The sequence below is a fragment of the Methylotenera sp. genome (genome assembly GCF_030684185.1).
GTDB lineage: Bacteria > Pseudomonadota > Gammaproteobacteria > Burkholderiales > Methylophilaceae > Methylotenera.
This window is the reverse complement of sequence record NZ_JAUXOY010000018.1, coordinates 1-15,849: the sequence shown is the minus strand read 5'-3', so window position 1 is coordinate 15,849 and position 15,849 is coordinate 1. Positions and strand designations below refer to the sequence as shown.

Genomic DNA, 15,849 nt, shown 5'->3' with positions numbered 1-15,849 from the left:
TAGGCTTTTGCTTCGCCGCCGAATTTTTTTGACAAGATTGTAGTAATCGCTGCTGTTAGTGTTGTTTTACCATGGTCCACGTGGCCAATCGTACCTACGTTGACGTGCGGCTTGGTCCGCTCAAATTTACCTTTTGCCATTTAATTTCCTTTAAATTCAATATTTTAAGAATAGTTTCAATTACTTCTTATTCATGATGGCTTCAGCCACGTTTCTTGGTGCTTCTGTGTAATGCTTAAATTCCATACTATAGCTTGCGCGACCTTGCGATAGTGAACGTACGGTAGTTGAATAACCAAACATCTCAGCTAATGGCACTTCTGCACGGATCACTTTGCCCGTTGCATTATCTTCCATACCTTGAATGATACCGCGACGTGATGACAAGTCACCCATGATATCGCCCATATAATCTTCAGGCGTCTCAACTTCTACAGCCATCATTGGCTCCAGCAAGATTGGGTCAGCCTTACGCATACCGTCTTTAAAGCCGATTGAAGCAGCCATTTTAAATGCGTTTTCATTCGAGTCAACATCATGGTATGAACCATCAAACAAGGTAACTTTAACATCTACAACTGGGAAGCCGGCTAAAACACCTGCCGGAATTGTTTCGCGCAAACCCTTTTCAACTGCAGGAATGAACTCGCGTGGCACTGTACCGCCTTTAATTGCATCAATAAACTCAAAGCCTTTGCCTGGCTCGTTTGGCTCCATAATTAGCCATACATGGCCATATTGACCCTTACCGCCTGATTGCTTAACAAACTTACCCTCAACTTCAACTTTCTTCTTAATTGCTTCACGGTAAGCCACTTGTGGCGCACCAACGTTAGCTTCTACGTTAAATTCACGACGCATACGGTCTACTAAAATCTCAAGATGCAACTCACCCATACCTGAAATAATTGTTTGATTAGTCTCTTCGTCAGTTTTAACACGGAAAGATGGATCTTCTTGTGCTAAACGGTTCAAAGCAACACCCATCTTCTCTTGGTCAGCTTTAGTTTTTGGCTCAACTGCAACGTGAATCACTGGCTCAGGGAATATCATGCGCTCAAGAATAATCTCATCATTCACGCTACAGAGTGTGTCGCCAGTAGTTGCTTCTTTAAGACCAATCGCCGCCGCAATATCTCCAGCACGCACTTCAGTCAGAGGCTCACGTGTATTGGCATGCATTTGCACGATACGGCCAATACGTTCTTTTTTGCCCTTAATTGGGTTGTAAACGGTATCACCGGCGTTAATCACACCTGAATAAACGCGGAAGAATATCAATTGACCTACAAACGGGTCAGTCATAATTTTGAAAGCTAATGCTGAGAATTTTTCATCATCTGAAGCTTTAAGACGAATCTCATTACCATCACCATCTTCAGCTTTAGTAGGCGGAATGTCTGTAGGTGCTGGCATTAATTCAATAACTTTATCCAACATGGCTTGTACGCCTTTGTTTTTAAAAGCTGAACCACACACCATAGGAACAATTTCAAAAGCAATGGTACGCATACGCAAACCTGTCATGATGTCAGATTCTGACAAATCACCTTCTTCAAGGTATTTATTCATCAGCTCTTCTGTAGCCTCAGCAGCAGCTTCAACCATGTTTTCACGCCACTTATCGCACTCCGCTTTCAAGTCAGCCGGGATTTCACGGTAATCAAACTTCATACCTTGAGATGCGTCATCCCAATATATGGCTTTCATTTTAATAAGATCAACTACACCTTCGAACTTTTCTTCAGCGCCAATTGGCACTTGCAAAGGCACTGGATTTGCTTTGAGACGTGCACGCATTTGATCGTACACTTTGAAGAAGTTAGCACCTGCGCGGTCCATTTTATTAACGAACGCGATACGTGGAACCTTGTATTTATTTGCCTGACGCCATACCGTTTCAGATTGAGGTTGCACACCGCCGACTGCACAATAAACCATACAAGCACCATCAAGCACACGCATTGAACGCTCTACTTCAATAGTAAAGTCAACGTGGCCTGGAGTATCAATAATATTAATGCGATGCTGATCAAATTGACCAGCCATACCCTTCCAGAAGCAAGTAGTTGCTGCTGAAGTAATAGTAATACCACGCTCCTGTTCCTGCTCCATCCAGTCCATAGTAGCGGCGCCATTATGCACTTCACCAATTTTGTGGTTGACACCTGTATAAAACAAAATACGTTCTGTAGTCGTTGTTTTACCTGCGTCAATGTGCGCAGAAATACCAATGTTACGATAGCGTTCAATAGGGGTTATACGAGCCACGGCTATTACCTTTACTTAATATTATTGCTTAAATTCTTAAAGAGCGATGCAACTGACCCAAGCATTTACTTAGGCCAACTAAACAACAATCAGATACTAGAACCTGAAATGTGAGAATGCTTTATTCGCTTCCGCCATACGGTGAACTTCTTCACGTTTTTTCATTGCTGATCCACGACCTTCAGAAGCTTCAGTTAATTCAGCAGCCAAACGCAAGCCCATTGACTTCTCACCACGCTTACGCGCGGCATCACGCATCCAACGCATTGCCAAGGCACTACGACGGTTAGGACGAACTTCTACTGGCACTTGATAGTTAGCACCACCAACGCGACGACTTTTAACTTCCACTAATGGGCGTAGGTTTGTTAGTGCAAGGGTAAACACCTCCAAAGCATCTTTACCTGTTTTAGCTGCAATTTGATCAAACGCACCGTATAAAATACGCTCAGCAACAGATTTTTTACCACCTGTCATCAATACGTTTACAAATTTTGAAACTTCTTGGCTTCCAAATTTTGGATCTGGAAGTATATTGCGTTTGGGGACTTCTCTACGTCTTGGCATAATTCTCTCTATTCTCTACTTATGTTTTGCTAGCAACTGCACGAGCAAGGCTATTGGATAGCCGCTATTAAATAAACCAACTTATATTACAAAGCTAAATTACTTAGCCTTGGCTTCTTTAGGACGTTTAGCACCGTATTTAGAGCGTGATTGTTTACGGTCCTTAACACCAGCCGTATCCAAACTACCACGCACCATATGGTAACGCACGCCTGGTAAATCTTTTACACGACCGCCACGCAATAGCACAACACTATGCTCTTGCAAGTTATGGCCTTCACCACCGATATAGCTAATCACTTCATAGCCATTGGTCAGACGCACCTTTGCAACTTTACGCAAAGCCGAGTTAGGCTTTTTAGGTGTCGTTGTATAAACACGTGTACATACACCACGTTTTTGTGGGCATGATTCAAGTGCAGGCACTTTACTTTTTGTGACCACTTTAGCGCGTGGCTTACGTATTAACTGATTGATGGTTGGCATTGCCTATAACCTCTAAATAATGTTCTTAAATGATACTTTTTTAAAAATTGCAAAACAAACCAGGATAGCAATGCCATTACTGACAATTTAGCTATCCTGAAAAACCCAACATTCTATTTAGCCTGACTTTTATTGTCAAGACTTTAATCGCTTGATTTTATTCTGCTGCTATTTCACTAACTACTTCTACCTCTGTTACTTCAGCTTCTACAAACAGCGCTTCTGCTGGAATTTCTTTGGCTTGAATTCCGCCAGCTGCTGCACGCTTACGAGCTTCGTGATATGCCAAACCTGTACCTGCAGGAATCAAACGGCCAACAATGACGTTTTCTTTCAATCCGCGCAATTCATCACGTTTACCTAGAATTGCCGCTTCAGTCAACACACGTGTAGTTTCCTGGAACGATGCCGCTGAAATAAACGAATCAGTTGAAAGTGATGCTTTAGTGATACCAAGCAATACATATTCAAATTCAGCCGGGCGTTTATCTTGTGCGATGACACGTTCATTTTGTGCCAATAAATCTGCACGTTCTACTTGCTCACCCATGATGAAACTTGTATCGCCAGCATCGGTTACACGTACACGACGTAACATTTGACGCACAATGACCTCAATGTGTTTATCGTTAATCTTAACACCTTGCAAACGATATACGTCTTGCACTTCATCGATGATGTAACGTGCTAATGCTTCGCGACCTTGTAAGCGTAGAATATCTTGCGGTTCAGCTGGGCCATCAACAATACTCTCACCTTTAGTTACCACTTGGCCATCATGCGCTGTTACGTGTTTATCTTTAGGAATCAAGAATTCGCTGGTAATGCCGTCTAAATCAGTAATCACTAAACGTTGTTTGCCTTTTGTATCTTTACCGAACGAAACAGTACCAGTTACTTCAGCCAACATACCTGCATCTTTTGGTGAACGCGCTTCAAATAACTCAGCTACGCGTGGAAGACCCCCAGTAATATCACGTGTTTTAGAGGATTCTTGTGGAATACGCGCGATAACTTCACCCACACCTACTTCTTGGCCATCTTTAACGGTAATAATACAACCCAATTGGAATGTGGTATTAACCGATTGCTCGCTACCTGTGATCTTAACTTCAACGCCATTAGCATCCAACAATTTAACTTGAGGACGTAAGCCTTTAGTTTGACCAGCACGCTGCTTAGGATCAATCACTACCAATGATGACAAGCCTGTTACATCATCAATTTGTTTAGCAACGGTAATACCCTCTTCCACGTTTTCAAATTTAATTTGACCCGCGTATTCAGTAATAATTGGGCGGGTATGTGGATCCCATGTTGCAATCGCCTGACCTGCTTTTACTGTTTTACCATCAGTAATTTGCAATGTCGCACCGTATGGCACTTTATGACGCTCACGCTCGCGACCGTTTTCATCAGCAATAATCACTTCGCCGTTACGTGAAATCACCACCTGCTCATTACGCGCATTCGTTACATAACGCATCGTAGAAGTGAAGTTCAACACACCGTTAGACTTACCTTCAACTTGTGACACTGAAGCCGCACGCGACGCCGCACCACCAATGTGGAAGGTACGCATGGTTAGTTGTGTACCAGGTTCACCAATTGATTGCGCTGCAATCACACCAACAGCCTCACCCATGCTAATCAATTTGCCACGACCTAAGTCACGGCCATAACATTTAGCACAGATACCGTAACGTGTGTCACATGTAAGTGCTGTACGTACTTTTACCTCATCAATACCTAGCGCATCAAGATGTTCAACTTCGTCTTCACCCAATAGTGTACCTGCTGGGTAAATCACTTCTTGAGTTTCTGGGTTGATAACATCAAGCGCAGCCGTACGGCCTAAAATACGATCGTGCAACGGCTCAATCACTTCACCGCCTTTTACCAAAGCTTTAGTCACTAAACCATCACTTGTACCGCAATCAATCTCAGTTACAACCAAATCCTGTGTCACATCAACTAAACGACGTGTTAAGTAGCCGGAGTTGGCTGTTTTCAACGCAGTATCAGCTAGACCCTTACGAGCACCGTGGGTTGAAATAAAGTATTGCAACACGTTCAGGCCATCACGGAAGTTAGCTTTAATTGGCGTTTCAATGATAGAACCATCTGGTTTCGCCATCAAACCGCGCATACCAGCTAACTGACGAATCTGCGCAGCAGAACCACGAGCACCAGAGTCAGCCATCATGTAAATAGCATTAAATGATTCCTGACGTAGCACTTTACCTGCCTTGTCTTTCACTTGCTTGCCATCAGCGTCTAATACATCTTCTTCTTTAAGTTGCTTCATCATGGCGTCAGCAACTTTATCACTTGCACGACCCCAAATATCCACCACTTTATTGTAACGCTCACCTTGTGTTACCAAGCCTGAAACGTACTGATCTTCAATTTCCTTAACTTCAGATTCAGCAGCCGCGATCAACGCACCTTTTTCTTTCGGTACTAGCATATCGTTAATACTGATAGAAATACCAGCTTTAGTCGCGTATGAGTAACCTGCGTCCTTTAATTTATCAGCAAAAATAACTGTTTCTCGGATGCCAACTTTACGGAATGAAGCATTGATTAATTTAGAAATTTCTTTCTTTTTCAACGCTTTGTCAAGGTTGCTATAAGCTAATCCAGCAGGCAGAATTTGTGACAACAATGCACGACCCACAGTTGTTTCATAACGGTTGGTTTTTTCAGTTTTAACACCGTCCAAATCTAGCTCGTACTCTTTAATACGCACGGTAATTTTCGCGTGAATATCAATTAACCCTTGGTCAAATACACGTTGCACTTCTTTTACATCAGCAAAACGCATACCTTCACCACGAGCGGCAACTCTGTCGCGCGTCATGTAGTACAAGCCCAACACGATATCTTGTGATGGAACAATAATCGGCTCCCCGTTTGCAGGTGACAGCACATTATTTGAAGCCAACATTAAAGTCCGTGCTTCCATTTGCGCTTCTAGCGACAACGGAACGTGAACAGCCATTTGGTCACCATCGAAGTCGGCGTTGAATGCCGCACAGACAAGTGGGTGCAATTGAATTGCTTTGCCTTCAATCAAGATAGGCTCAAACGCTTGAATACCTAAACGGTGCAATGTAGGCGCACGGTTAAGTAATACTGGATGCTCGCGGATTACATCTTCAAGAATATCCCAAACTTCTGGTCCTTCTTCTTCTACTTTTTTCTTAGCAGCTTTAATCGTTGTTGCAATACCTAACACTTCCAGTTTATGGAAAATGAATGGTTTGAATAATTCCAAAGCCATTTTCTTAGGCAAACCGCATTGATGCAATTTCAGTTGCGGACCAACCACAATCACCGAACGACCTGAGTAATCCACACGTTTACCCAACAAGTTCTGACGGAAACGGCCGCCTTTACCTTTAATCATATCAGCTAATGATTTCAATGGACGCTTGTTAGCACCAGTCATCACTTTACCGCGACGGCCGTTATCCAATAGTGAGTCCACGGCTTCTTGCAACATACGTTTTTCGTTACGCACTATAATTTCAGGTGCTTTCAACTCTAACAAGCGTTTTAAACGGTTGTTACGGTTAATTACACGGCGATATAGATCGTTTAAATCTGACGTTGCAAAACGGCCGCCATCCAAGGGTACTAATGGACGTAATTCTGGCGGCAATACTGGCAAGATTTCAAGAATCATCCACTCTGGCTTAATGCCAGATTTTTGGAATGCTTCTAATACTTTTAAGCGTTTAGCAATTTTCTTGATTTTTGCCTCAGAGCCCGTTGCGCCTAAGTCTTGGCGTAATTGAACTACTTCACGCTCAATATCCATGGTACGCAACAACTCACGCACCGCTTCAGCACCCATAACAGCATTGAATTCGTCGCCGTATTCTTCAACTTTTGCCAAGTAATCATCTTCAGTCAATAACTGACCGCGTGTAAGCGGTGTCATGCCTGGATCAACCACGATGAATGCTTCAAAATACAATACGCGTTCAATATCACGTAAGGCGATATCTAGCACCATACCTAAACGGCTTGGTAATGATTTTAAGAACCAAATATGCGCAACTGGTGATGCTAGGTCAATATGACCCATACGCTCACGACGCACTTTAGATAGCGTTACTTCAACGCCGCATTTTTCGCAGATTACACCGCGATGTTTTAAGCGTTTATATTTACCGCACAAACACTCGTAATCTTTTATCGGGCCAAAGATTTTTGCACAGAACAAACCATCACGCTCTGGTTTAAAAGTACGATAGTTAATAGTTTCCGGCTTTTTTACTTCGCCATATGACCATGAACGGATTTTTTCAGGTGAAGCAAGTGCAATCTTAATGGCATCGAACTCTTCTTCTTGCGTTACCTGTTTGAATAAGTCTAATAGAGCTTTCATATTTATCTCCTTAGTTTCTGTCTAGGTCAATGTCGATAGCGAGTGAGCGAATTTCTTTCACTAACACGTTAAATGATTCTGGCATACCAGCATCAATTTTGTGTTCGCCCTTGACGATATTTTCATATACTTTTGTACGACCAGTCACGTCATCAGACTTAACTGTCAGCATTTCTTGTAACGTATATGATGCACCATAAGCTTCTAGCGCCCAAACCTCCATCTCACCGAATCGCTGACCACCAAATTGCGCTTTGCCGCCCAATGGTTGTTGCGTTACCAATGAATATGGGCCAGTAGAACGCGCATGCATTTTGTCATCAACCAAGTGATGCAATTTCAATACATGCATATAGCCAACAGTTACAGGACGCTCAAAGGCATCGCCTGTACGGCCATCGAACAATTTCACTTGTGTTTTGCCAGCAGAGAACTGTAGTTGCTTGGTACGGGCATCATCATCCGGAAACGCTAAATCAAGCATAGCTTTAATGTCAGATTCTGCTGCGCCATCAAATACTGGTGTAGCAAATGGCACACCATTTGTTAAGTTTTTAGCCAACTCTAAAACTTCAGCATCACTGAATGACTTGATGTCTTCTTTTTTACCTGTGCTGTCGTTGTAGATCTGCTCCAAAAACTTACGAATTTCAGTAACTTTGGCTTCTGCACGTAACATCTCATCAATACGATGACCCAAGCCTTTAGCAGCCCAGCCTAAGTGAGTTTCCAAAATCTGACCAATGTTCATACGTGACGGAACACCTAGCGGGTTTAACACGATATCCATAGGTGTACCATCCGCCATATGTGGCATATCTTCTACTGGACAGATTTTTGAAATAACACCCTTGTTACCGTGACGACCAGCCATTTTATCACCCGGCTGAATACGACGTTTTACAGCTAAATACACTTTAACCATTTTCTGTACACCAGCAGGCAATTCATCGCCTTGTGTCAATTTACGTTTTTTCTCTTCAAATTTACTATCAAAGGCAACACGTGCTTGAGCTAAACTATCTTTTAGCTGCTCTAATTGACGCGCTGTTTCTTCATCGCTTAAACGAATATCAAACCAGTCATAGCGACCAACAGACGCTAAATACTCAGCCGTCAATTCATCGCCTTTTTTCAGCTTGTTTGGACCGCCAGTTGCAGTTTTACCTTCAATCAAACGGCGGATACGACCAAAGGCATCATCTTCAACAATACGCATTTGGTCCGCTAAGTCTTGTTTGTAGTGCGTCAACTGATCATCAATAATTTGCTGCGCACGAGAATCACGCTCCAAGCCTTCACGTGTAAAGACTTGTACGTCAATCACGGTTCCGCTCATACCAGATGGCACGCGAAGTGAAGTATCTTTAACGTCTGAAGCTTTTTCACCAAAAATGGCACGTAACAATTTTTCTTCTGGTGTAAGTTGCGTTTCACCTTTTGGCGTCACTTTACCAACTAATACATCACCCGCTTCAACATCAGCACCGATATAAATAATACCTGTTTCATCCAAGCGACCTAACATGCGCTCACTTAAGTTCGAAATATCCTGTGTGATTTCTTCTGCACCAAGCTTAGTATCACGTGCAACAACGGTTAACTCTTCAATATGAATTGACGTATAGCGATCATCCGCTACTACGCGTTCAGAGATTAGAATTGAATCCTCGTAGTTATAACCGTTCCATGGCATAAAGCCTACCAACATGTTTTGACCTAGCGCCAATTCACCCATATCAGTTGAAGCGCCATCGGCAATCACATCACCACGTGCCAACTTATCGCCTACACGCACCAAAGGACGTTGGTTGATGTTGGTGTTCTGATTTGACCGTGTATATTTAGTTAAGTTGTAAATATCAACACCGACTTCGCCGTCTTTCGCTTCGTCATCGTTCACACGAACAACGATACGGCCAGAATCGACATAATCCACCACGCCGCCACGACGCGCTTGAACTGTCGTACCAGAGTCAACCGCTACTGTACGTTCAATACCTGTACCAACTACGGCTTTTTCAGCTCGCAGACATGGCACCGCTTGACGCTGCATGTTAGCACCCATCAATGCGCGGTTCGCGTCATCGTGCTCCAGGAATGGAATCAATGAAGCCGCCACAGATACAATTTGACCTGGAGCAACATCCATATATTGCACGCGGTCTGGTTGTGTCATAGTAAATTCATTATGGTGACGTGATGAAACCAAGTCCTCAACGAACATATTTTTCGTATCTAAGTCAGTGTTTGCCTGAGCAATCATGTACTGACTTTCCTCAATCGCTGAAAGATAATCAATCGTATCGGAGACTTTATTGCCTTCCACACGGCGATACGGTGTTTCTAGGAAACCATATTCATTAGTACGTGCATACAAAGCCAATGAGTTGATCAAACCAATGTTTGGACCTTCTGGCGTCTCAATTGGACACATACGACCATAGTGGGTTGAATGTACGTCACGCACCTCAAAACCAGCACGCTCACGCGTTAAACCACCAGGGCCTAATGCTGAAATACGGCGTTTATGCGTAATTTCTGACAATGGATTGGTTTGATCCATAAATTGTGACAATTGGCTTGAGCCAAAGAATTCACGAATTGCGCTAGATACTGGTTTCGCATTAATCAAATCATGCGGCATCAAGTTATCAGACTCAGCTTGTGACAAACGTTCTTTAACAGCACGTTCCACGCGAACCAAACCTGTACGGAATTGGTTTTCTGCCAATTCACCTACTGAACGGATACGGCGATTACCTAAGTGGTCAATATCATCGATTTCGCCACGACCATTACGCAACTCTAGCAACACACCAATCACTGCAAGGATATCGTCATTTGAAAGGATATATTCACCTTCAGCACCACGAGGACCAACAGTTTCATAGAACTTACGCATCCAACTTGATTGACGCTCTTCAGTTTTTTCCGGGAAAGCACGACGATTAAACTTCATGCGTCCTACGCGTGATAAATCATAGCGATCTTCATTAAAGAATAAACCGTGAAATAACGCTTCTACTGAGTCTTCAGTTGGCGGTTCGCCTGGACGCATCATGCGGTAAATCGCAACACGCGCGCTATATTGATCAGGAATTTCATCAATGCGCAATGTTTGAGAAATATAGTCACCGTGGTCTAAGTCATTAGAATAAAGCGTGCTAATTTCACCAACTTTTGCATCAACCAATTTTTCAAGCAGTGATTCTGTAATTTCATCATTTGCATTTGCAATGACTTCGCCAGTTTCTTTATCTACGATACCAGTCCCAATTGCGCGACCAAGAATAAAGTCTTGTGGCACAGCAATTTTGCTTACGCCCGCTTTTTCCATATCACGGATATGTTTTACTGTAATGCGTTTGTCTTTAGCAACTAACACTGTGCCGTCTTTAGCAACAATGTCGAACTTAGCAACTTCTCCACGTAAACGATCTGGCACTAATGTAAATTCAACACCCTTTGCACTAACATGAAAAGTATCAAAATCAAAGAAAGTGCCAATGATTTGTTCTGGAGTATATCCAAGTGCTTTAAGCAAAATGGTGACAGGCATTTTACGGCGACGGTCAATACGGAAATACAAATAATCTTTAGGATCGAACTCAAAATCCAACCATGATCCACGGTAAGGGATGATTCGTGCTGAGAATAACAATTTGCCTGAGCTATGTGTTTTACCACGATCATGCTCAAAGAACACGCCTGGGCTGCGGTGCAACTGAGAAACAATTACACGCTCAGTACCATTAATGACAAATGAGCCATTTTCAGTCATCAAAGGCAATTCGCCCATGTAAACTTCCTGCTCTTTCACTTCCTTAACCGTTGGTTTAGAAGCTTCTTTATCCATGATAGTCAAACGGACTTTTACGCGCAATGGCGCAGCGTAAGTTAAGCCACGTTGCTGACATTCTTTCACATCAAAAGGCTCAGCGCCTAATTGGTAGCTCACATAATCTAAACGCGCATTACCAGAATGACTAACGATAGGAAAAACCGAAGCAAAAGTTGATTGCAAACCATCTTCCGTCCGCTTATCAGCAGGCGTATCCGCTTGCAAAAATGCTTTATAAGACTCTAGTTGCATTGCAAGCAAGTATGGAATTTCTTGCACACTTTCGCGCTTGGCGAAACTTTTACGAAGGCGTTTCTTTTCGGTGAAGGAATAGCTCATTGCATCTCCTAATGTTTGAGGGCAGAAATTAAAGTACTTTTCATCAAAATTAATGTACAGACCTTACTTATTAAGCTTTGAAAGTACTTTGATTTCTGACTTCATGTTAAGTACGAAATATAATTACAATTTGTTACAATCTTTTCGCCGCTATAAACGGCGAAGGCTGACGGTTTCCCGTCAGCCTAAATCACGCTATACCAAGTTATTACTTGATTTCGCCAGTTGCGCCAGCTTCAATCAATTTTTTCAATGCTGCATCAGCATCTGCTTTTGAAACACCTTCTTTAATTGCTTTTGGTGCGCCATCAACTAAATCTTTAGCTTCTTTTAAACCTAAAGCTGTTAATTCACGTACCGCTTTAATTACGCTAACTTTTTGTTCTCCAGCGCTTAACAGAATTACATTGAATTCTGTTTGCTCAGCTGCTGCAGCTGGTGCTGCGCCGCCTGCTGCTGCAGCCACTGCAACAGCAGCAGCTGAAACGCCAAACTTTTCTTCGATTTCTTTAATAAATGCTGTCAAATCTAAAACTGACATCTTGCCTACTGCATCTAAAATATCTGCATTTGTAATTGCCATTTTGAATATTCCCTAAAATTAAATAATGTTACTTTTAAATAAGTTGAACTGGTGAATTAAGCTGCTTCTTTAGCATCACGAATAGCCGCCATCGCGCGAGCGAATTTGGTTGGCACTTCGTTGAGCGTACGCGCAAATTTAGCGAGTAACTCTTCACGGCTTAATGTAGATGCCAAGGCTTGTACGCCCGCAACGTCCATCAACTGATTCGGTATAGCGCCAGCTTTAATAACGAACTTGTCGTTAGTCTTAGCAAAATTGTTCAATACTTTTGCCGCAGCAACTGGGTCTGTAGAAATACCAAACACCAATGGGCCAACCATGTCGTTTGCAAGTGCTGAAAATGGCGTTCCGTCAACTGCACGGCGTACTAAGGTATTTTTCAATACACGCAAGTACACACCTGATTTTCGAGCTTCTGCACGCAATACGGTCATGTCAGCCACGCCCATGCCACGATACTCAGCAAGAACAATTGCTTGAGCTTGTGCAACCTGTGCGCTAACTTCAGCAACTACTGCTTTTTTCTCTGTAAGATTTAGACTCAAGGTCTTTCTCCTTCCGTTAAAATCTCTGTTTTATTGCTAAAACAGAATCTGCTTTTAGTATTAAATACACTAAAAACCATTTTACGGCGACCTGTCAATAGGAGATAATTTTCCCGTTTATGGATGCGCCATCTGCGTAGGGTTTAGCAAATATAAAGCAGAGGTTAAAGTCATTATCACTTTTTCACCCACTATCTACTCACTTACATTAAGCCCATTCGGACACCTACGGTCTTTGATAACCTCACTGTTTAAGTCAGATCAAAAATGATCTTCATAATCAATGAGCCCAAAGCCCTTTGCGAGTAAACCTGGGAACTAAATCAGCTACCAAGCTCACCCCTCATTCTTTAATTAAGCAACCAAGCTGGCCTGATCGACTCTTACACCAGCACCCATAGTGCTAGAGATAGATAATTTTTTAAGATAAACACCTTTAGTTGAAGCTGGTTTCGCTTTATTTAAAGCATCTACTAAAGCTACCAGATTACCTTGCAATTGCTCAACCGTGAAAGAAGCACGACCGATTGTGCAATGAATAATACCGCCTTTATCTGTACGATATTGCACTTGACCCGCTTTAGCATTCTTAACAGCAGTAGCCGCATCAGGAGTCACAGTACCCACTTTTGGGTTAGGCATTAAACCACGTGGACCTAAAATTTGACCCAAAGCACCAACGATACGCATCGCATCTGGAGTTGCAATCACAATATCAAAGTCCATTACACCAGCTTTAACTTGTTCAGCCAAATCTTCAAAACCCACCACATCAGCACCAGCTGCCTTAGCCGCCTCAGCTTGCGCACCTTGCGCGAATACCGCAACACGGGTAGTCTTACCTGTACCATTCGGTAGCACTAAAGCACCACGTACTAATTGGTCGGATTTACGCGCATCAATACCAAGGTTAACAACCGCATCAATAGATTCATTGAATTTTGCTTTTGCATTTTCTTTAACCATAGTAAGACCATCCACTACTGGATAAAGTTTGTTACGATCTACTTTTGCGCGTAGCGCATCAATTCTCTTAGCCATGTTATACACCCTCCACTTCAATACCCATGCTACGTGCACTACCTGCAATGGTACGCACAGCAGCATCCATGTCTGATGCAGACAGATCCGCGCGCTTGGTATTTACAATTTCCTCAGCCTGAGCACGCGTAATTTTTCCAACTTTATCAGTATGTGGACGCGGTGAACCTTTAGTGATACCAGCTGCTTTTTTGATTAAAATAGTTGCTGGAGGTGACTTCATCACAAAAGTGAAGCTCTTATCAGCAAACGCTGTAATCACTACTGGAATTGGCAAGCCAGGCTCTACGCCTTGAGTTGCAGCATTAAATGCCTTACAGAATTCCATAATATTTAAACCGCGTTGACCCAATGCTGGACCGACTGGAGGACTCGGGTTGGCTTTACCTGCAGGGATCTGCAGCTTGATGTAGCCAATGACTTTCTTTGCCATGGTATAACTCCTAAAATGGGTACAAACGCTAAATTACTTAGCTCCCCGTTGATTAATACTGCCTACTAAACTTCTTTTTCGATCTGACTGAATTCTAATTCCACTGGTGTTGAGCGACCGAAAATCACAACAGAAACATGCAACTTACTCTTCTCATAGTTAACATCTTCAACATTGCCTGAAAAGTCCTTGAACGGGCCATCGACAATTCGCACTGACTCACCTTTTTCAAAGGTAAGTTTTTGCGTAGGATTGCTTTTACTATCATCAATGCGCTGTAAAATAATATCGACTTCTTTATCTTTAATAGGCGTTGGCTTTTGCGCACTTCCACCAATAAATGCTGTAACACGCGGCGTACTTTTAACCAAGTGCCAACTTTCATCCGTCATGTCCATCTGAACCAAAACATATCCTGGGTATAGCTTGCGTTCAGATATGGTTTTTTGGCCAGCCTTCATCTCAATCACTTCTTCGATTGGGACTAGAATCTGACCAAACTGATCTTGAAGACCTGTTCGAACAATGCGTTCTTCAAGCCCCTTTTGTACTGACTTCTCAAAACCAGAGAAGGCTTGCACCGCGTACCATTTCATACTCATTACGCGCCCCGTCCCATTAACCACTGCACCATAAATGCAAATCCAATATCAACTACAGCCAAGAACGCGGCGATAATAACCACCAACACAAACACAACCAATGTCGTTTGTGTCGTTTCTTTGCGTGTTGGCCACACAACCTTACGCGCCTCAGCAACCGATTCACCCATAAAACCAATTGATTTCTGACCGACTGGCGTTGTCCAAAGCACTGCAATGGCCGCACCTAACCCTGCAAGCACCACGAGTATTCGTAACACGGTAGCTTTATCTGCCAGCAGATAGAATCCAGCAATTCCTGCAGCAAGTAGCAAAAATGCCACCAACAACTTAATTTTGTTGATCATAATTTACTTAATTAGCGTTACTTATAATAGCGTTCAAATGCATTACACAATTAAACAATTCCAAATCCATAGCTTCATAAATTTGAAAACGTAAGATTTTTACTTAAAATTTGGCAGGCCAAGAGGGTCTCGAACCCCCAACCCTCGGTTTTGGAGACCGATACTCTACCAATTGAGCTATTGGCCTGTAGCTTGCAAACTGCAATCTAAAAACTACAAGCTACGCTGGGTTGTTAGCGTAGCTTGCTAATTACAAAATTACTCGATAATTTTTGCTACCACACCAGCACCCACAGTACGGCCACCTTCACGGATCGCAAAGCGTAAGCCTTCTTCCATCGCGATTGGTGAGATTAATGTGACGGTGATTGATACGTTATCACCTGGCA

Annotated in this window: 12 protein-coding genes, 1 tRNA gene and 1 pseudogene; all 14 read right to left on the bottom strand. The window is 42.8% G+C overall.

Features of this window, described 5'->3' with window-relative positions; translation table 11 throughout:
• On the bottom strand, window positions 1–140 hold a 140-nt coding region (locus Q8J82_RS08730), incomplete at its 3' end, for a GTP-binding protein (RefSeq protein WP_304908554.1).
• 40 nt (window positions 141–180) lie between these two features.
• The gene (fusA, locus tag Q8J82_RS08725; RefSeq protein ID WP_304890575.1) at window positions 181–2,271 is read right to left on the bottom strand and encodes an elongation factor G; all 2,091 of its coding nucleotides are present in this window, start codon (window positions 2,269–2,271) and stop codon (window positions 181–183) included.
• A 96-nt stretch (window positions 2,272–2,367) separates the two neighbouring features.
• Window positions 2,368–2,838, bottom strand: a complete 471-nt coding sequence (rpsG, locus tag Q8J82_RS08720; protein WP_013147036.1) for a 30S ribosomal protein S7 — start codon at window positions 2,836–2,838, stop codon at window positions 2,368–2,370.
• Between the two features lie 99 nt (window positions 2,839–2,937).
• A complete protein-coding gene (gene rpsL, locus Q8J82_RS08715; protein ID WP_304890577.1) occupies window positions 2,938–3,324 on the bottom strand; it encodes a 30S ribosomal protein S12 in 387 nt (128 codons plus the stop codon).
• A gap of 157 nt (window positions 3,325–3,481) precedes the next feature.
• Window positions 3,482–7,723, bottom strand: a complete 4,242-nt coding sequence (rpoC, locus tag Q8J82_RS08710) for a DNA-directed RNA polymerase subunit beta' (RefSeq protein ID WP_305328141.1) — start codon at window positions 7,721–7,723, stop codon at window positions 3,482–3,484.
• A 10-nt stretch (window positions 7,724–7,733) separates the two neighbouring features.
• Complete coding sequence (rpoB, locus tag Q8J82_RS08705; RefSeq protein ID WP_305327327.1) at window positions 7,734–11,906, bottom strand: DNA-directed RNA polymerase subunit beta; 4,173 nt, start codon at window positions 11,904–11,906, stop codon at window positions 7,734–7,736.
• A gap of 208 nt (window positions 11,907–12,114) precedes the next feature.
• Window positions 12,115–12,489 carry a 50S ribosomal protein L7/L12 gene (rplL, locus tag Q8J82_RS08700; protein WP_304891525.1) on the bottom strand — a complete coding sequence of 125 codons (375 nt, stop codon included), beginning with the start codon at window positions 12,487–12,489 and terminating at the stop codon, window positions 12,115–12,117.
• A 56-nt stretch (window positions 12,490–12,545) separates the two neighbouring features.
• On the bottom strand, window positions 12,546–13,037 hold the full coding sequence (gene rplJ / locus Q8J82_RS08695; protein WP_304891524.1) for a 50S ribosomal protein L10: 492 nt from the start codon (window positions 13,035–13,037) through the stop codon (window positions 12,546–12,548).
• Window positions 13,038–13,391: 354 nt separating this feature from the next.
• On the bottom strand, window positions 13,392–14,078 hold the full coding sequence (rplA, locus tag Q8J82_RS08690; RefSeq protein ID WP_304891523.1) for a 50S ribosomal protein L1: 687 nt from the start codon (window positions 14,076–14,078) through the stop codon (window positions 13,392–13,394).
• 1 nt (window position 14,079) lies between these two features.
• Window positions 14,080–14,511 (bottom strand): 50S ribosomal protein L11, encoded by a 432-nt coding sequence (rplK, locus tag Q8J82_RS08685; protein ID WP_304891522.1) that lies wholly within the window; start codon window positions 14,509–14,511, stop codon window positions 14,080–14,082.
• A 65-nt stretch (window positions 14,512–14,576) separates the two neighbouring features.
• Window positions 14,577–15,113, bottom strand: a complete 537-nt coding sequence (gene nusG / locus Q8J82_RS08680) for a transcription termination/antitermination protein NusG (protein WP_304891521.1) — start codon at window positions 15,111–15,113, stop codon at window positions 14,577–14,579.
• Window positions 15,113–15,460: a preprotein translocase subunit SecE gene (gene secE / locus Q8J82_RS08675; protein ID WP_304891520.1), complete on the bottom strand. Its 348-nt coding sequence runs from the start codon at window positions 15,458–15,460 to the stop codon at window positions 15,113–15,115. Before secE ends, nusG begins: the two co-directional genes overlap by 1 nt.
• A gap of 111 nt (window positions 15,461–15,571) precedes the next feature.
• Window positions 15,572–15,647 (bottom strand) — tRNA-Trp (locus Q8J82_RS08670).
• A gap of 71 nt (window positions 15,648–15,718) precedes the next feature.
• A pseudogene (locus Q8J82_RS08665) lies at window positions 15,719–15,849 on the bottom strand (elongation factor Tu); the annotation flags it as partial.

Bases quoted from the DNA above. Each gene is read 5' to 3' on its own strand.
- rpsG (WP_013147036.1), bottom strand. From the start codon at position 2,838: ATGCCAAGACGTAGAGAAGTCCCCAAACGCAATATACTTCCAGATCCA.
- rpsL (WP_304890577.1), bottom strand. From the start codon at position 3,324: ATGCCAACCATCAATCAGTTAATACGTAAGCCACGCGCTAAAGTGGTC.
- rpoC (WP_305328141.1), bottom strand. From the start codon at position 7,723: ATGAAAGCTCTATTAGACTTATTCAAACAGGTAACGCAAGAAGAAGAG.
- rpoB (WP_305327327.1), bottom strand. From the start codon at position 11,906: ATGAGCTATTCCTTCACCGAAAAGAAACGCCTTCGTAAAAGTTTCGCC.
- rplL (WP_304891525.1), bottom strand. From the start codon at position 12,489: ATGGCAATTACAAATGCAGATATTTTAGATGCAGTAGGCAAGATGTCA.
- rplA (WP_304891523.1), bottom strand. From the start codon at position 14,078: ATGGCTAAGAGAATTGATGCGCTACGCGCAAAAGTAGATCGTAACAAA.
- rplK (WP_304891522.1), bottom strand. From the start codon at position 14,511: ATGGCAAAGAAAGTCATTGGCTACATCAAGCTGCAGATCCCTGCAGGT.
- nusG (WP_304891521.1), bottom strand. From the start codon at position 15,113: ATGAGTATGAAATGGTACGCGGTGCAAGCCTTCTCTGGTTTTGAGAAG.
- secE (WP_304891520.1), bottom strand. From the start codon at position 15,460: ATGATCAACAAAATTAAGTTGTTGGTGGCATTTTTGCTACTTGCTGCA.